This window comes from Iodobacter sp. CM08 (genome assembly GCF_033446605.1).
Lineage (GTDB): Bacteria > Pseudomonadota > Gammaproteobacteria > Burkholderiales > Chitinibacteraceae > Iodobacter.
Map to the genome: position 1 here is coordinate 29,673 of NZ_JAWQUO010000001.1, position 14,061 is coordinate 43,733.

The window sequence follows — 14,061 nt, forward strand, 5'->3', positions numbered from 1 at the left end:
TTTAAGCCGCAGTTGGATAGACCTTTGCTTCTCTAGGAGTAAGAAAAACACTTTCCCCTGCCTGCCATTGTCCCTCTTGCTGACGCTCGCGGCTGATTTCTACTTCTACAATATCTGCATTAACGACGGCGACTTCCAGCCTTACCGTGGCCCCCAGTAAGCGCACATGGATGATTTTTCCTGTAATCGCGGATGGATTGGCCAGACGGGATAAATCAATTTCATGTGGGCGCACATAGACTGTCGCGGCGGAATGGGCGGCAGCGGGTGCTGCAAAACGTGCACCGCCTACTTCGGCCCAGCCCTCGTGAACGCGGCTATGGAATAAATTGACATCGCCTAAAAACTGGTAAACAAACGGTGATGCGGGGGTATCGTAGACCTGTTCTGGAGTGCCAATTTGCTCAATCTTGCCCTTGTTCATGACCACCACGCGATCGGCCACTTCCAGCGCTTCTTCCTGATCGTGCGTGACAAACACGCTGGTGATATGCATTTCATCGTGCAGGCGGCGTAACCAGCGGCGCAGCTCTTTTCTGACCTTGGTATCGAGCGCGCCAAAGGGCTCATCCAGCAGTAGCACTTTAGGCTCTACCGCCAGCGCACGGGCAAGGGCAATTCGCTGGCGTTGGCCACCGGATAATTGCGCCGGAAAGCGATCCGCTAGCCAATCCAGCTGCACCATATTAAGCAGAGCATGGACTTTTTCTTTGATCACCGCTTCAGTGGGGCGGGTCTTTTTGGGGCGAACCCGCAGGCCAAAGGCAACGTTTTCAAACACCGTCATATGCCGGAATAGCGCGTAGTGCTGGAAAACAAAGCCCACCTGCCGCTCCCTAACGTGGGTATCGGTGGCGTCGGTTCCATGAAACAAAATCTGTCCTTGGTCGGGCGTTTCTAAGCCGGCAATGACCCGCAGCAGCGTGGTTTTACCGCAACCCGAAGGCCCAAGCAGTGCCAGTAGCTCGCCCGATTGCACTTCTAAATTTAGATTATCCAGCGCAGTAAAAGCACCAAAGCGCTTGGCGATGTTTTTGACTTCGATACTCATATTGAATGCCTTTTGATATTGCGTAGCAAAACCCAAATCTTGAACCACAGAGGACGCGGAGTTCTACAGAGAAAAGCTAAGGGTCATCTGCATGACTTCCGACTTCCCGAGTTACTCCTCAACTGCATGTCGTCGATCCGCGGCGGCTTGTTGCTCACCTCGCCATTCCACATAGCTTTTAGCCGCAAGCGTGAGCAGAGCTAAGAGTGCCAAGATCGATGCGCAAGCGAATGCGCCGACGAAGTTGTATTCGTTGTAAAGAATTTCTACGTGCAGCGGCACGGTATTGGTCATGCCGCGAATATGGCCGGATACCACCGATACCGCACCAAACTCACCCATGGCACGGGCGTTGGCTAAAATCACACCGTAGAGCAATGCCCATTTGATCTTGGGTAGGGTGATGCGCCAAAACATTTGCCAGCTGGATGCGCCCAGCACAATGGCGGCTTGTTCTTCATCTGAGCCTTGAGCTTCCATCAGTGGGATCAGCTCACGGGCGACAAAGGGGAAGGTAACAAAAATGGTGGCCAACACAATGCCGGGTACGGCAAAAATAATGGTGTAATTATGCTCAATCAGCCACGGCCCCCACCAGCCCTGCGCCCCAAACATCAGCACATAAATCAGCCCCGCCACTACTGGGGAGACAGAAAACGGCAGATCAATTAGGGTGGTTAAAAAGCTTTTGCCTTTAAAATCAAATTTGGCAATTGCCCACGCCGCCGCCACGCCAAAGATCAGATTGGCGGGTAGCGAAATAGCCGCCACGATCAGGGTTAATTTAATGGCCGACACCGCATCTGGCTCAATTAGCGCGGCCAGATACAGCCGCCAGCCTTGCCGAAAAGCTTCAATAAATACCGATGCCAGCGGGATAAGTAAAAAAATCCCAATAAACAGCAGCGCAAGGCTAATCAGCACGCAGCGCACGGCACGGCTTTCTGTGGTGACGATAGAGCGTTGAATGGTTGAGGCCATTATTTAACTCTCCCTAAGCGCTTTGCCGTCCACCATTGCAGGCCATTAATCAGCAGTAGCATGGCAAAGGACACCACCAGCATCACTACGGCAATGGCGGTAGCGCCTAGATAATCGTATTGCTCTAGCTTGGAAATAATCATTAGCGGGGTGATTTCTGAAATAAAAGGCATATTGCCAGCGATAAAAATCACTGAACCGTATTCGCCAATTGCCCTAGCAAAGGCCAGTGCAAAGCCGGTTAATAGGGCCGGTAAGATGGTAGGGAAGATCACTTTGTAAAAAATCTGCCAGCGGCTTGCGCCTAAGCTACAGGCGGCTTCTTCTAGCTCGTGTTCTAAATCTTGCAGCACCGGCTGCACCGTGCGCACGACAAAGGGCAGGGTGACAAAGGTGAGCGCAATCACAATGCCGATGGGGGTGAAGGCAATCTTTAAGCCAAATGGCTCAAGGTACTGGCCGATCCAGCCATTGGGGGCATAAATGGTGGCCAGCGCAATCCCCGCCACGGCGGTAGGCAGAGCAAAGGGTAGATCGACCAAGGCATCCACAAAACGCTTACCAAAAAACTGGTAGCGAACCAACACCCATGCCACTAATAAGCCGGTGACAAGGTTAATCAGCGCCGCTAGAAAAGACGCGCCAAAAGTCAGCTTGTAGGAGGCAACAACGCGCGGCTCGCTGATAATCTGCCAGAAATGCGACCAGCTTAAGGCGCTGGTTTTGATCAAGAGGGCAGAGAGTGGCAATAGCACGATGATGGATAAATAAAACAGCGTGTAGCCAAGGCTTAAATTAAACCCTGGCAACACGCTTGGCTGTTTGAAGCGCATGGTGAATCCGATGGGGTGTTGTTAGTAGAGCTGTAGTAATGTTACCCAACATAAAACCTAAATCTCGAACCTCTTCGGTCCCAGAGAACACGGAGTTTCACGGAGAAAACCTTTTGTGTTTTTCTCCGTGGCCCTCCGTGTTCTCCTTTCCTCCGTGGTTAAAGGTTTGGGTTTTTGTGAGAGCGACAACTTCCACTGGCATGTACTTGATAGATAAGCGTCTACAGATCTTATTTTTGTCTGCTTGCTGTCAGCGCTTAGCGATGCTTGCTGCAATCTGGTCGTAAATTGCGCCGTCTTCAAAGTGGGTTTTTTGGGCTTTTTGCCAGCCGCCAAACTCTGCGATCGCAAACAATTTAATCGCAGGGAATTGCTTGGCGTATTTGGCGGCGATGGCTTTGTCTCTTGGGCGTAGATAGTTTTGCGCGGCAATTTCTTGGCCTGCTGGGCTCCACAGGTATTTCAGATATTCCTCGGCCTGCTTGCGGGTGCCTTTTTTATCCACCACTTTATCGACGATGGCGACCGGCGGCTCGGCTTCGATGGATACGCTGGGGTAAACCACTTCAAAATTGCCACGGCCAAATTCTTTGGCGATCATTTCGGCTTCGTTTTCAAAGGTGACTAGCACATCGCCAATCTGGCGCTGCATAAAGGTAGTCGTGGCCGCACGGCCGCCTGCATCTAGCACCGGCACATTTTTAAAGACACTGGCCACAAATTCACGCGCTTTTGCATCGTTGCCGCTAGGTAGCTTTGCCGCGTAGCCCCATGCCGCCAGATAGGTGTAGCGGCCATTGCCCGAGGTTTTAGGATTAGGCACGATCACGCCAACGCCCGCTTTAGTCAGGTCGTTCCAATCTTTAATGCCCTTAGGGTTGCCCTTACGAACGATCAATACCTGCAAGCTGGTAAAAGGGGCTGCATCGTCAGGCAGGCGTTTGGCCCAGTCGGCGGGGAGTAATTTAGCTTTGTCGGCGATGGCATCGATATCGTTATGCTGATTCATGGTGACCACATCGGCTTGTAAGCCATCGATCACTGAGCGCGCTTGCTTGCTAGAGCCGCCGTGCGACATCTGAATGGTGAGCTCTTCGCCTGATTTGGCTTTCCAGTATTTAGCAAAAGCGGGGTTGTAGTCCTTATAGAAATCACGCATTACATCGTAAGACACATTCAGTAAGGTGCTATCGGCAAAGGCTGGCAAGCTGGTACTGAGGGCAATGGCGGCGAGCAGAGACTTAAGACGCATGACGATTTCCTAGCGGTGTGTCAGATAGCGTCGATTTTTACCGGTTTTGTTAAGATGTACAAAGACTATTGAGTGTTATTTAAATAACTAAATGTGTTTGTTTAAATATCTGGGTTCCGCCAGAAAATAGCCTTGAAAGAAATCCGCACCGCTTTCTTTCGCGATGGCTAGTTGCGCGGCGCTTTCTATGCCTTCGATAACGACCTGACTATCCAGCCCATGCAGTATTTCAACGAGCTGGCTCAGTAATCGCTGCGCCTTACTATTGTTATCTGTGGCATGAATTAATACTTTATCCAGTTTTACAATATCTGGTGCTAAGGAAAGCAGGCGGCAGAGATTGGCATTTTTCTGGCCGTAATCATCAATCGCAATCCGGTAACCACGCTGGCGGTAGTTTTGTACCGCATGGGTCAGATCGGTTTCTTGCGCGTCAGGAATGGCGGATTCAAGGATTTCCAGAACTACATCGGCAGGTTTTAAGCCCTGATCCTGCAAAATGCGCTCAAACGCTTCGCCGTGTTGTTTTTCAACGGCAATCAGTAGTTCTGGATGAACGTTAAGAAACAGCGTTTTGTCTTTTTGCGGCCCAGCTAAGTGGTTCATTAAATGCAGGCTACGGCATAGGCGATCGAAAGCCACCAAGCATTCGCCTCGGGTGGCGCTTTTAAAAACATCGGCAGGCGGCATGGCTTTGCGGCGGATGCTGGCGCGCAGCAGGCCTTCTTCGCCAATGATGGTTTGAGCATCTGCTGCAAAAATGGGCTGAAACACGCTGGTCAGCTCCAGCCCCAGTGCCTTTACCACAATGCCGCGCTCCTGAGTGCAGGCAAACTGGGCACTGGGCCAATCGGCTAGGGTATCTTCGGGCACATGTAAAGTGCCGCTGGCATGGTGGATTGGGACTGGCATATGGGCTCTTTTAAGGGGACTGATGCGTGCTAGGTGTTTGTTAAAAAGTGACTCTTGCCAGTTTTGAATCATCGTAGGGCGGGTGCAACCCGCGTTTTTTCAGCATGACTCGCGGGTTGCACCCGCCCTACGAATGGCATATTGCTTAAGTTGATAGGATTGGGGTGAAACCCGCGTATTTGTTTAGCATTGCTCGTGGCTTGTGCCCCATATGCGCTAAGCAAATTTAAAAAGACCTTTTTAGTGCCTTCGGCACATTGATTTTGGAGCGGTTAGCCACCGCGGGGCCTTCCTTTCTTGCTTCGCCAAGAAACGAAGCCAAGCGACAACAGCAAAGCACGAAAGCACCTGCGCTGCGGACAATCGAGTCGGCGGCGGGCGGGATTGGCTCGCTGCCTCGCTTGTTCGGAGCTTGCGTGTTTCAAGGGGAGATTTAAGCCCCGTACCGTGAGCGTAGCCCTCCTTTTCTGTCTTTGTTTGCTACTAAAAACCAAACTGGTTAGCGCACATGGGGTGAATCCCGCCAGATCTATGTCTCAAAAGCTAATCTAATCAACTGAGGTTGATGCGACTTAAAACCTAATAAACGACTTAGTCCTAAATAGGTTTCCTCCGTGAAACTCCGCGTTCTCCGTGCCCTCCGTGTTTCAAGATGTGGGTTTTCTTGTGTTACATCTCTTACTTACTCGGCTGATAAATCTGGTCAAACGTACCGCCGTCGCTAAAGTGGGTTTTTTGCGCTTTGGCCCAGCCACCGAATACGTCATCGATATCAAACTGCGTGACTTTCGGGAACTGATGGGCGTATTTGGCCGCCGTGGCAGGGTCGATTGGGCGGTAGTAGTTTTGTGCGATGATTTCTTGGCCTTCTTTGGAATACAGATACTTCAGATATTCCTCGGCCACTTTGCGCGTGCCTTTTTTGTCGATCACTTTATCGACAACGGCGACTGGCGGCTCGGCCTTGATTGAGTAGCTTGGGGCGATGATTTCAAATTTATCTTTGCCGATTTCTTTAACCACTAGCTCGGCTTCGTTTTCCCATGCAATCAACACATCGCCAATGCCGCGCTGGGTAAAGGTGGTGGTGGCACCGCGTGCGCCGGTATCCAGTACGGGGACGTTTTTGAAGAGTTTTTGTACGTAATCGCGGGCTTTATCGTCTGAGCCGTAGGTTTTTTTGGCCCAGCCCCAAGCGGCTAGGTAGTTCCAACGCGCGCCGCCGCTGGTTTTTGGATTAGGAGTGATGACTTTAACGTCGGGCTTGATCAGATCGGCCCAGTCTTTAATCGCCTTGGGATTGCCTTTTTTAACCAAGAACACAATGGTCGAAGTGTAAGGCGAGGCATTGTCAGGTAGTTTTTTCTGCCAGTTGGCGTCAAGTAATTTGCCAGGCGTGGCCAGCTCGTCAATATCGTAAGCTAGAGCCAGCGTGACCACATCTGCTTGCAAGCCATCCAGCACTGAGCGGGCCTGCTTACCAGAGCCGCCGTGGGATTGGCGGATGGTGACATCATCGCCGGTTTTTTTCTTCCAATAGCTGCTAAAGGCTTTGTTGTAGTCTTGATAAAGCTCGCGGGTTGGATCGTAAGAAACATTAAGTAGCTCTACAGATGCCGCAAAGAGGCTGGTACTGGCAAGGCTAAGAATTAAGCTGGCGATAAGTTTCATATGTAAGCCCCTGTAATGAATGAGGCTAAGTTTAATCGCCAAGCGTATAGATTTAAAAAGAATTAATAATTGTTTTTATATTCCATATTTACGCATTTGCCAAGACGTGCACAAAGGCCTCACTACTCAGATAGCGTGGCTCACTTAAAAAATAACCCTGCATCATATCTGCGCCGCTGGCTTGGGCGAGGGCGAGTTGCTCGGCGCTATTGATGCCTTCAATCACCACCAAACTGCCGTTTTCATGTAGGCGCTCCACAAATTGGCAGAGCAGCTCTTGGGCCAGTGGCTCCTTGCTGATGGCGTTGATCACGATTCGATCCAGCTTAACAATCTCAGGGCTAAGCGTAAGTAGGCGGCTTAAATTGCTATTTAAAAAACCGTAATCATCGATTGCGATCCGGTAGCCACGCTCGCGATAGCTTTTAATTGCCTTGGCTAAACTAGCCGTTTGATCTGGCTGTACGGTGGATTCAAAGATCTCCAACACAATATCTGCAGGGCTTAGGCCTTGGTCTTGCAAAATTCGCTCGAAGGCATCGGCATGTTGCTCGCCTGTGGACATCAGTAATTCAGGATAAACATTTAGAAATAGCGTGCGTTTTGGGTAAGGGCCGGCAAGGTGATTCATTAAATGCAGACTACGGCAGAGGCGGTCAAATTCAACTAAGCAATCCCCGCCTTGCGCACTTTTAAATACTTCTGATGTGGCAAGCGCTTTACGGCGAACACTGGCGCGTAGCAATGCTTCTTCACCAATGATTTGTTGGCTTTGGGTGTCAAAAATGGAGAGAAAAGCGCTGGTTAATTCCAGCCCCAATGCTTTTACTACAATTCCCCTGTCCTTTGTATTGGCAAATTGTGCCATTGGCCAATCATTTAAGGTGTCTTGTGGGATATGCAAAATACCGTCACGGTGTTTTACTGAAATCAAAGGAGGCATTGTTTTCTCCATTTACAGCTGGTTAAAATAAGTTGAATCTAATATTGTAGGAATGTTTAATGTTTAATGTTTAATGTTTAATGTTTGTGTTTTATGGGGATTATGTAAGTAAATAAAATTTCTATTTTTTAATAAATAAATAACAATAATACTGTGTTGGTGCAGAGTAAATGTGGGCTCTTGCACGATTAGTGTGCTTTTAATATTTAAAGTTCAAAAGTAGTTAATGTTTTTTATGGTGTTGTTATGCTGTTTGATTGTTACCGGTAAAATAAATAGAGTGTTTTTTATTTAAAAATTAGTAATGTAAATTAAATAGTAAGCCGTAACTATTACGCTAAATTAATAGGTAATTATTTAATTGCGCATAAGCAATAATTGCTGGCGTAGTAAAGCAAAGGCATGACAAATAAATGCACGAGAGATGATTTAAAGAAGTGGCAGCGCTGCTCTCAGCCTGTCAACTTAAGCATTTGTAGTGTGGGTACATTTTTTGCCCACGCCGTGCCATCCGTGTGGGCAAAGTAAACTGCCTTGCCCCCTCTCTGCTATTGATTTCCATCCTTAAATTGTAAGGACTAGCAGGGAGAGGGCGGTATGGCAAATTATGCTAGGGTCTGTTGACGTTTCATTCACAATTGCGCTGAGCCGGAAAACGGCCAGGCACAAGGCATGCGACGAAGGCAATAACGGGTTATTGTCGAGGAGCATAACGCAGTGAATGGCCATTTTCCGGCTCAGCCCTTCGGGTTTAGCCCATTTTTGGGGCTGCACTGCGTTAAAAATCGCTCATGGTACTCGTACCATGTCGCAATTTTCTCCTTGTTCAGCCCCAAAACTGGGCCAAACGCAGCCGTGAATGAAACGTCAACAGACCCTAGGAGCTTAGTAAGCGCCCATAAAGTCGCGTTTACCAATTTCTACGCCGTTGTGGCGTAGTAGTGCGTAAGTGGTGGTGACATGGAAGAAAAACTGCGGCAAGCCATACGAGAGCAGATAGGTTTGGCCGTCGAGTTTTTTTTCTTTTGGCGTGCCAGGGCGCAGCACGATTTCAAGTGCTTCGCTACCGTCGATTTGAGCGGCGGTTAGGCCATCTAAGATCGCCAGTGTTTTGGCAATACGGGCTTGCAGCTCGGCAAAGCTTTGCTCGTTGTCATCATAAGCAGGAACTTCTACCCCTGCTAAGCGGGCAGGCACGCTTTTGGCAAAATCGCAGGCGATTTGTACTTGGCGCACCAGTGGAAACATATCAGGGAATAGGCGGGTCTGTAGCAAAACGGCAGGGTCGATTTTGCGAGCTGTCGCGTGGGCTTCAGCCTTGGCTAAAACATCGGATAGAGCGGTAAGTAATTGTTTAAAAACGGGGATGCTGGCGGTATACATGGAAATAGACATAATGTTCCTTGAGCAGTTTGGGCGGCAGGTCCGCAAGCCATGAGATGGGGGCTAACAGTGAATAGTCAATAGCCGTTTTACTCAGAGCACGCTGTGTTGCTGGCCGTGTACTTATTTTTAGCGTTTAAATTTCCTGATTATGTTTCTTGCTCAAGCAGCTCTGTGTAGATGGATTTCTTGAGTGCTTGGTTTTGAAATGTGAAGGGCGGGTGAAGCCCGTGAGCAATGCTGAATAAACACGCGGGTTTTACTCGCCCTACGATATTTATAATGAGATTGAGCAAGCGCTATAGTCAGGTTTGCCTAAGCCGCATGAGGCAAAAAAAGCGGCGTCACTGACGCCGCTGGGCTGGATTTGATAACTTTAAGAGGCTAGTTCAGTTCGGTTTCTAAACTCTTCTAGGGCCTGAGGATTAGCGAGTGCATCGGTGTTTTTGACTGGTCTGCCGTGCACCACATTTCTGACCGCCAGCTCTACAATCTTGCCGCTGATGGTGCGGGGAATATCGTTTACCTGCACAATTTTAGCGGGCACATGGCGCGGGGTGGTGTTGCTGCGGATGATTTGGCGGATGCTGTTTTGCAGTGCATCGCTAAGCTCAACGCCTTCACGCAGGCGCACAAACAGCACCACCCGCACATCGTTGTCCCAGTCTTGGCCGATGGCGATAGATTCTAGAATCTCTGGCAGTTTTTCTACCTGACGATAAATCTCTGCCGTGCCAATGCGTACGCCGCCGGGGTTAAGCACTGCATCCGAGCGGCCATGAATAATAATCCCGCCGTGGATTGTTTCTTCGGCGTAATCGCCCTGCGCCCACACGCCGAGGTATTGGCTAAAGTAAGCGGCTTTTAGCTTTTCACCATCGGGATCATTCCAGAAGCTGACTGGCATGGCAGTAAAGTGGCGGGTGCATACCAGCTCGCCCTTTTCGCCAATCACGGGCTGGCCTGCGTCATTCCATACCTCAACCGCCATGCCTAAGCCCTTGCATTGCAACTCGCCTATCCATACCGGTAGCACTGGGTTGCCAAGGGCAAAGCAAGAAATAATGTCGGTGCCACCTGAAATGGAAGATAAGCAGAGGTTTTGTTTTACATCACGGTAAACATATTCAAAGCTTTCGTGCGATAGCGGTGAGCCGGTAGAAAGAAGCGCTTTTAAGTGCTCTAAACGGTGCGTCTGTTTGGGCTTAGAGCCGGCTTTTTCTAGGGCCGCAAGGTATTTGGCGCTGGTGCCAAAGATGCTGATGTTTTCTTGATCGATTAAATTAATCAGCCGGTCGGCATTGGGGTGAAATGGTGAGCCATCAAACAGTACAATGCTTGCGCCAAGGGCTAGACCAGACATCATCCAGTTCCACATCATCCAGCCGCAGGTGGTGTAGTAGCACAGCGTATCTTTGTCGGTTAGGTCGGTATGTAGGCCTAGTTCTTTAAGGTGTTGTAGCAGCGTGCCACCCGTGCCGTGAACGATGCATTTGGGTACGCCGGTCGTGCCGCTGGAATACATGATGTAGAGCGGATGGGCAAAGGGCACTGGGGTGAATATTGGCTCGCCACCCGCTTGGTAAAAATCATCCCATAGTGTGATCTTGGCATGGCCTGCTTTAAAGTCTTTGGCCTCTGCATCAGGATTAGCGTAGGGAACAATAATCAACTGCTCGATAGAGGGTAGGCGAGCAATGATTTCTTTGATTTTGTCAGCAAGGCCGATGGTTTTACCCGCATAGCGATAAGCCGCACAGGCAATCAGCACTTTGGGTTCTATCTGACCAAAACGATCGCTTACGCCTTGCGTGCCAAAGTCTGGCGAGCAAGAAGACCAAGTTGCGCCAAGACTGGCCGCTGCGAGTGCGCCCACAATGGTTTGCCAAGTATTGGGCATAAAGGCGGCGATACGATCGCCAAAGCCAATACCGGCCTCGGCTAATGATTTTTGTAAGCCAGCCACATGTGCGGCTAGCTCGGCAAAGCTTAGCGCCTCGCGTGAGCCATCTTCAGCAATGGCAATCAGCGCTGGGTGATCATCTCTGCGGCGCAACAGATGTTCGGCAAAGTTAAGCTCGGTTTCTTTATACCAACTGGCGCTTGGCATGACGGAGTCTTCGCTAAGGACCTCGCTAGCTGTTTGGCTAAAATGCACTGCAAAGAAATCGACAACGCCTTGCCAAAAGGCTACCCGATGCGCCACGCTCCAAGCGTGCAGCTGGGCATAATCAGTCAAGTCTAAGTGGTGTGCTTGATTGATATGGTGGCGAAACGCATCCATCTGGGTAGCAGCAACCTGCTCAGGGGAGGGCGTCCAAAGCGCTTCTTGCATGTCGATTCCTTTAAATAAAACTGCGCCAAAGGCGCTACTTTTCCCCCTCTCCCATTTTGGGAGAGGGCTAGGGTGAGGGCTTTAACACACCACGCCAAAGGTGCTACTTTTCTAAAGTCTAAAGCTTGCACCACAGAGAACACCGCTTAGGGTGGGCACCTGCTAGAAATATGTACTGCTACACGTGGGCGCAAAATCGTGCTCTGCCTAAAGGGTTTTTAATAGGTATTTTGTGCGCTCGTTTTTGCCTTGCTGTTCTCTGCGTTTACAGACTTTAGGATTGAGGTGTTTCTGGGCAATCCACTTGGTTTTTTGGGTGAGCGTCGATAAATGCACCGTGTTGTTCGGCCAGCGCTTCTACCCGTAATATTTTAGGGTAGGCATCCAGCGGCACATTAAAGCGGCGGGCGGCGTAGAGCTGGGGGATAAGATAAGCATCCGCCACGCTGACTTGGCCAAAGCAATAGCCTACATCACCAATGAGCTGCTCCACCGCGGCCAAGCCTTGGCCTATCCATTCGCTAATCCAGGCATTAATGGCATCGTCGCTGCACTGATAATGCTGGCGCAAATAATTGAGTACGCTGACGTTATGCAAAGGATGAACATCACAAGCAATCAGCGCCGCCACGCTACGAATTTTGGCGCGAGTCAATAAACCATCTGTTTGCAAGGTGCTTGGCAGCAGTGGGGTTTCTGGGTAGCGCTCTTCTAAGTATTCGATAATCGCCGGTGATTGGATAATGGCTTCATTACCTTGATCCAGTAGCGCAGGCACACGGGCCTGTGGATTGATGGCTAGATAGTCGTGTTCTTTATGCGCGGCTTTAAGCAAATTTACCGGAATGGACGTGTAGGCAAGGCCCTTGAGCGCCAGCACAATCCGCACGCGATAGCTAGAGGTGGAGCGGTAATAGCCGTAGAGTTCCATGCTTAAGCCTTAATGTGATTTATTGTGGGCAACGGCGCTTTATCTTGCCCACGCTGCGATGGTGTTGTTGCAGTAAACCCAAACCTTGAACCACGGAGGAAAAGGAGAGCTTGGAGGATCACGGAGAAACCCTAGGGCTCAACAAAGTGAGTTCTTCTAGAATGGTTTTTCTGCCGTGAAACTTCGTGCTCTCTGCGTCCTCCGTGGTTCAAGACGTGGGTTTACTTGGCTTAGCTCTTCGCCGCTAAAATTACCCCACGGCATTCGCCGAAGCCGATGCTTGGGTGGCCGTCTTTTTTGCAGCGGGCAAGCATGATGATTTCGTCGCCATCGGCTAAAAAGCAGCGCTCTTCCCCTGAATCCAATTTGATGGCTTCTTTACCACCTTTGCTCATTTCCAGCAGGCTACCCAAGGCGTCGGAGCTTGGGCCGGAGAGCGTGCCGGTGCCGAGTAAATCACCAGCACGCAAGCTGCAGCCGTTGACGGTGTGGTGAGTAATCAGCTGCGCCACTGTCCAGTACATATTAAGCGTGTTGGATAGGCCTAGGCGATGCGGTGGTAGGCCTTGGGCTTTTTGCGCGCTAGTATGCAGTAGCACTTCTAGCTCGATATCAAAAGCGCCACTGGCCTGATCGGCAGCAGCATAAAGATAAGGTAGCGGCTGCGGGTCACCCTCTGGGCGGGCGGGCTGCGCTACGCGATAAGGCGCTAGCGCTTCAGTGGTGATGACCCAAGGCGACACGGTAGTGGCAAAGTTTTTAGCTAAGAATGGGCCTAGCGGTTGGTATTCCCAGGCTTGTAAATCGCGTGCCGACCAGTCGTTTAATAGGCAGAAACCGGCAATATGTTCTGGCGCGTTTTCAATGGCAATGGCCTCGCCTTGCGGGTTGCTACCTGCAATCCAAATACCCAACTCTAGCTCGTAATCTAGCCTTGCCGATGGCGTGAGCGCGGGCACGTCCTGCCCAGGTTTTAGCGTTTGCCCAAGTGGGCGGCGCACGGCGTAGCCACTTGGGTAGATGGTGGACGAGCGGCCGTGGTAGCCAATCGGCACATATTTGTAATTAGGCAGCAGGGGATTATCTGGGCGAAACAGTTTGCCCACGTTTACGGCATGGTGAATGCCGGTGTAAAAATCGGTGTAGTCGCCAATTTTGGCGGGCAGGTGCATGGTGCAATCTGCGGCTGGGCGTAGTAATGCTTCGCCTTGGGCTTGCAGGTTTTTGAGCTGTGGATAATCAGCATCCAGCAATTCTAATAAACGCTCACGCAGTGCCAGCCGTGCTGTGCTTGGCAAGGCAAAGAAGGCATTGAGCGATTTACCACTGGCGGCTTGGGCGGCGGTTTGGGCGGCACCAGTAAAGAGGCTGTTTTCTAATGCGGTTTGCAAATCAAAAATAACATCACCGATCGCAACGCCACCGCGTGGCGGCAGGCCTTGTGGACTAAAAATCCCGAACGGTAAGTTTTGTAGCGGAAAATCACGGTGCTCGTTGGCGGAAGTAACCCAGCTGCGGCGATATGTAGTGGATGTCATTGCGGGCTCCGTTGGGTTTAAAAGTGTGTCATAGAGCGCTAAACCTTGAACCACAGAGAGCACAGAGGCCACAGAGTTTCACACAGGAAAAACAAAGTTCAATTGTTTTAGACCCGTAGTTTGGGTCGCAAACTGCATGTGAGGGTGTACCTCGATAGCTACCCATTTCCCTCTGTGGTGCTCTGTGCTCTCTGTGTCCTCTGTGGTTTAGGACTTAGCGCTCGTCGCTTT

Annotated in this window: 11 protein-coding genes; all 11 read right to left on the minus strand. The window is 50.4% G+C overall.

The annotated features are described in order from the left end of the window. Position 1: 1 nt before the first annotated feature. Positions 2-1,051, minus strand: coding sequence for a sulfate ABC transporter ATP-binding protein (locus tag R6242_RS00140; RefSeq protein ID WP_318422467.1), 1,050 nt, complete (start codon positions 1,049-1,051; stop codon positions 2-4). Positions 1,052-1,162: 111 nt separating this feature from the next. Then, a complete protein-coding gene (gene cysW, locus R6242_RS00145) occupies positions 1,163-2,032 on the minus strand; it encodes a sulfate ABC transporter permease subunit CysW (protein ID WP_318422470.1) in 870 nt (289 codons plus the stop codon). After that, positions 2,032-2,865, minus strand: a complete 834-nt coding sequence (gene cysT / locus R6242_RS00150; RefSeq protein WP_318422472.1) for a sulfate ABC transporter permease subunit CysT — start codon at positions 2,863-2,865, stop codon at positions 2,032-2,034. The genes cysW and cysT overlap by 1 nt, the downstream gene beginning before the upstream one ends. Positions 2,866-3,115: 250 nt before the next feature. Then, on the minus strand, positions 3,116-4,117 hold the full coding sequence (locus tag R6242_RS00155; RefSeq protein WP_318422475.1) for a sulfate ABC transporter substrate-binding protein: 1,002 nt from the start codon (positions 4,115-4,117) through the stop codon (positions 3,116-3,118). 87 nt (positions 4,118-4,204) lie between these two features. After that, positions 4,205-5,029: an EAL domain-containing protein gene (locus R6242_RS00160; protein ID WP_318422478.1), complete on the minus strand. Its 825-nt coding sequence runs from the start codon at positions 5,027-5,029 to the stop codon at positions 4,205-4,207. A 678-nt stretch (positions 5,030-5,707) separates the two neighbouring features. Continuing rightward, positions 5,708-6,700, minus strand: coding sequence for a sulfate ABC transporter substrate-binding protein (locus R6242_RS00165; RefSeq protein WP_318422481.1), 993 nt, complete (start codon positions 6,698-6,700; stop codon positions 5,708-5,710). Positions 6,701-6,788: 88 nt separating this feature from the next. Beyond that, positions 6,789-7,643: an EAL domain-containing protein gene (locus tag R6242_RS00170; protein ID WP_318422484.1), complete on the minus strand. Its 855-nt coding sequence runs from the start codon at positions 7,641-7,643 to the stop codon at positions 6,789-6,791. Positions 7,644-8,528: 885 nt separating this feature from the next. Then, positions 8,529-9,038: a DUF1993 family protein gene (locus R6242_RS00175; protein WP_293935804.1), complete on the minus strand. Its 510-nt coding sequence runs from the start codon at positions 9,036-9,038 to the stop codon at positions 8,529-8,531. 364 nt (positions 9,039-9,402) lie between these two features. Beyond that, positions 9,403-11,361 carry an acetoacetate--CoA ligase gene (locus tag R6242_RS00180; RefSeq protein WP_318422488.1) on the minus strand — a complete coding sequence of 653 codons (1,959 nt, stop codon included), beginning with the start codon at positions 11,359-11,361 and terminating at the stop codon, positions 9,403-9,405. 274 nt (positions 11,362-11,635) lie between these two features. Beyond that, positions 11,636-12,292: a maleylacetoacetate isomerase gene (gene maiA / locus R6242_RS00185; RefSeq protein ID WP_318422490.1), complete on the minus strand. Its 657-nt coding sequence runs from the start codon at positions 12,290-12,292 to the stop codon at positions 11,636-11,638. A 230-nt stretch (positions 12,293-12,522) separates the two neighbouring features. Next, complete coding sequence (gene fahA / locus R6242_RS00190) at positions 12,523-13,830, minus strand: fumarylacetoacetase (RefSeq protein WP_318422493.1); 1,308 nt, start codon at positions 13,828-13,830, stop codon at positions 12,523-12,525. Positions 13,831-14,061 lie beyond the last annotated feature (231 nt).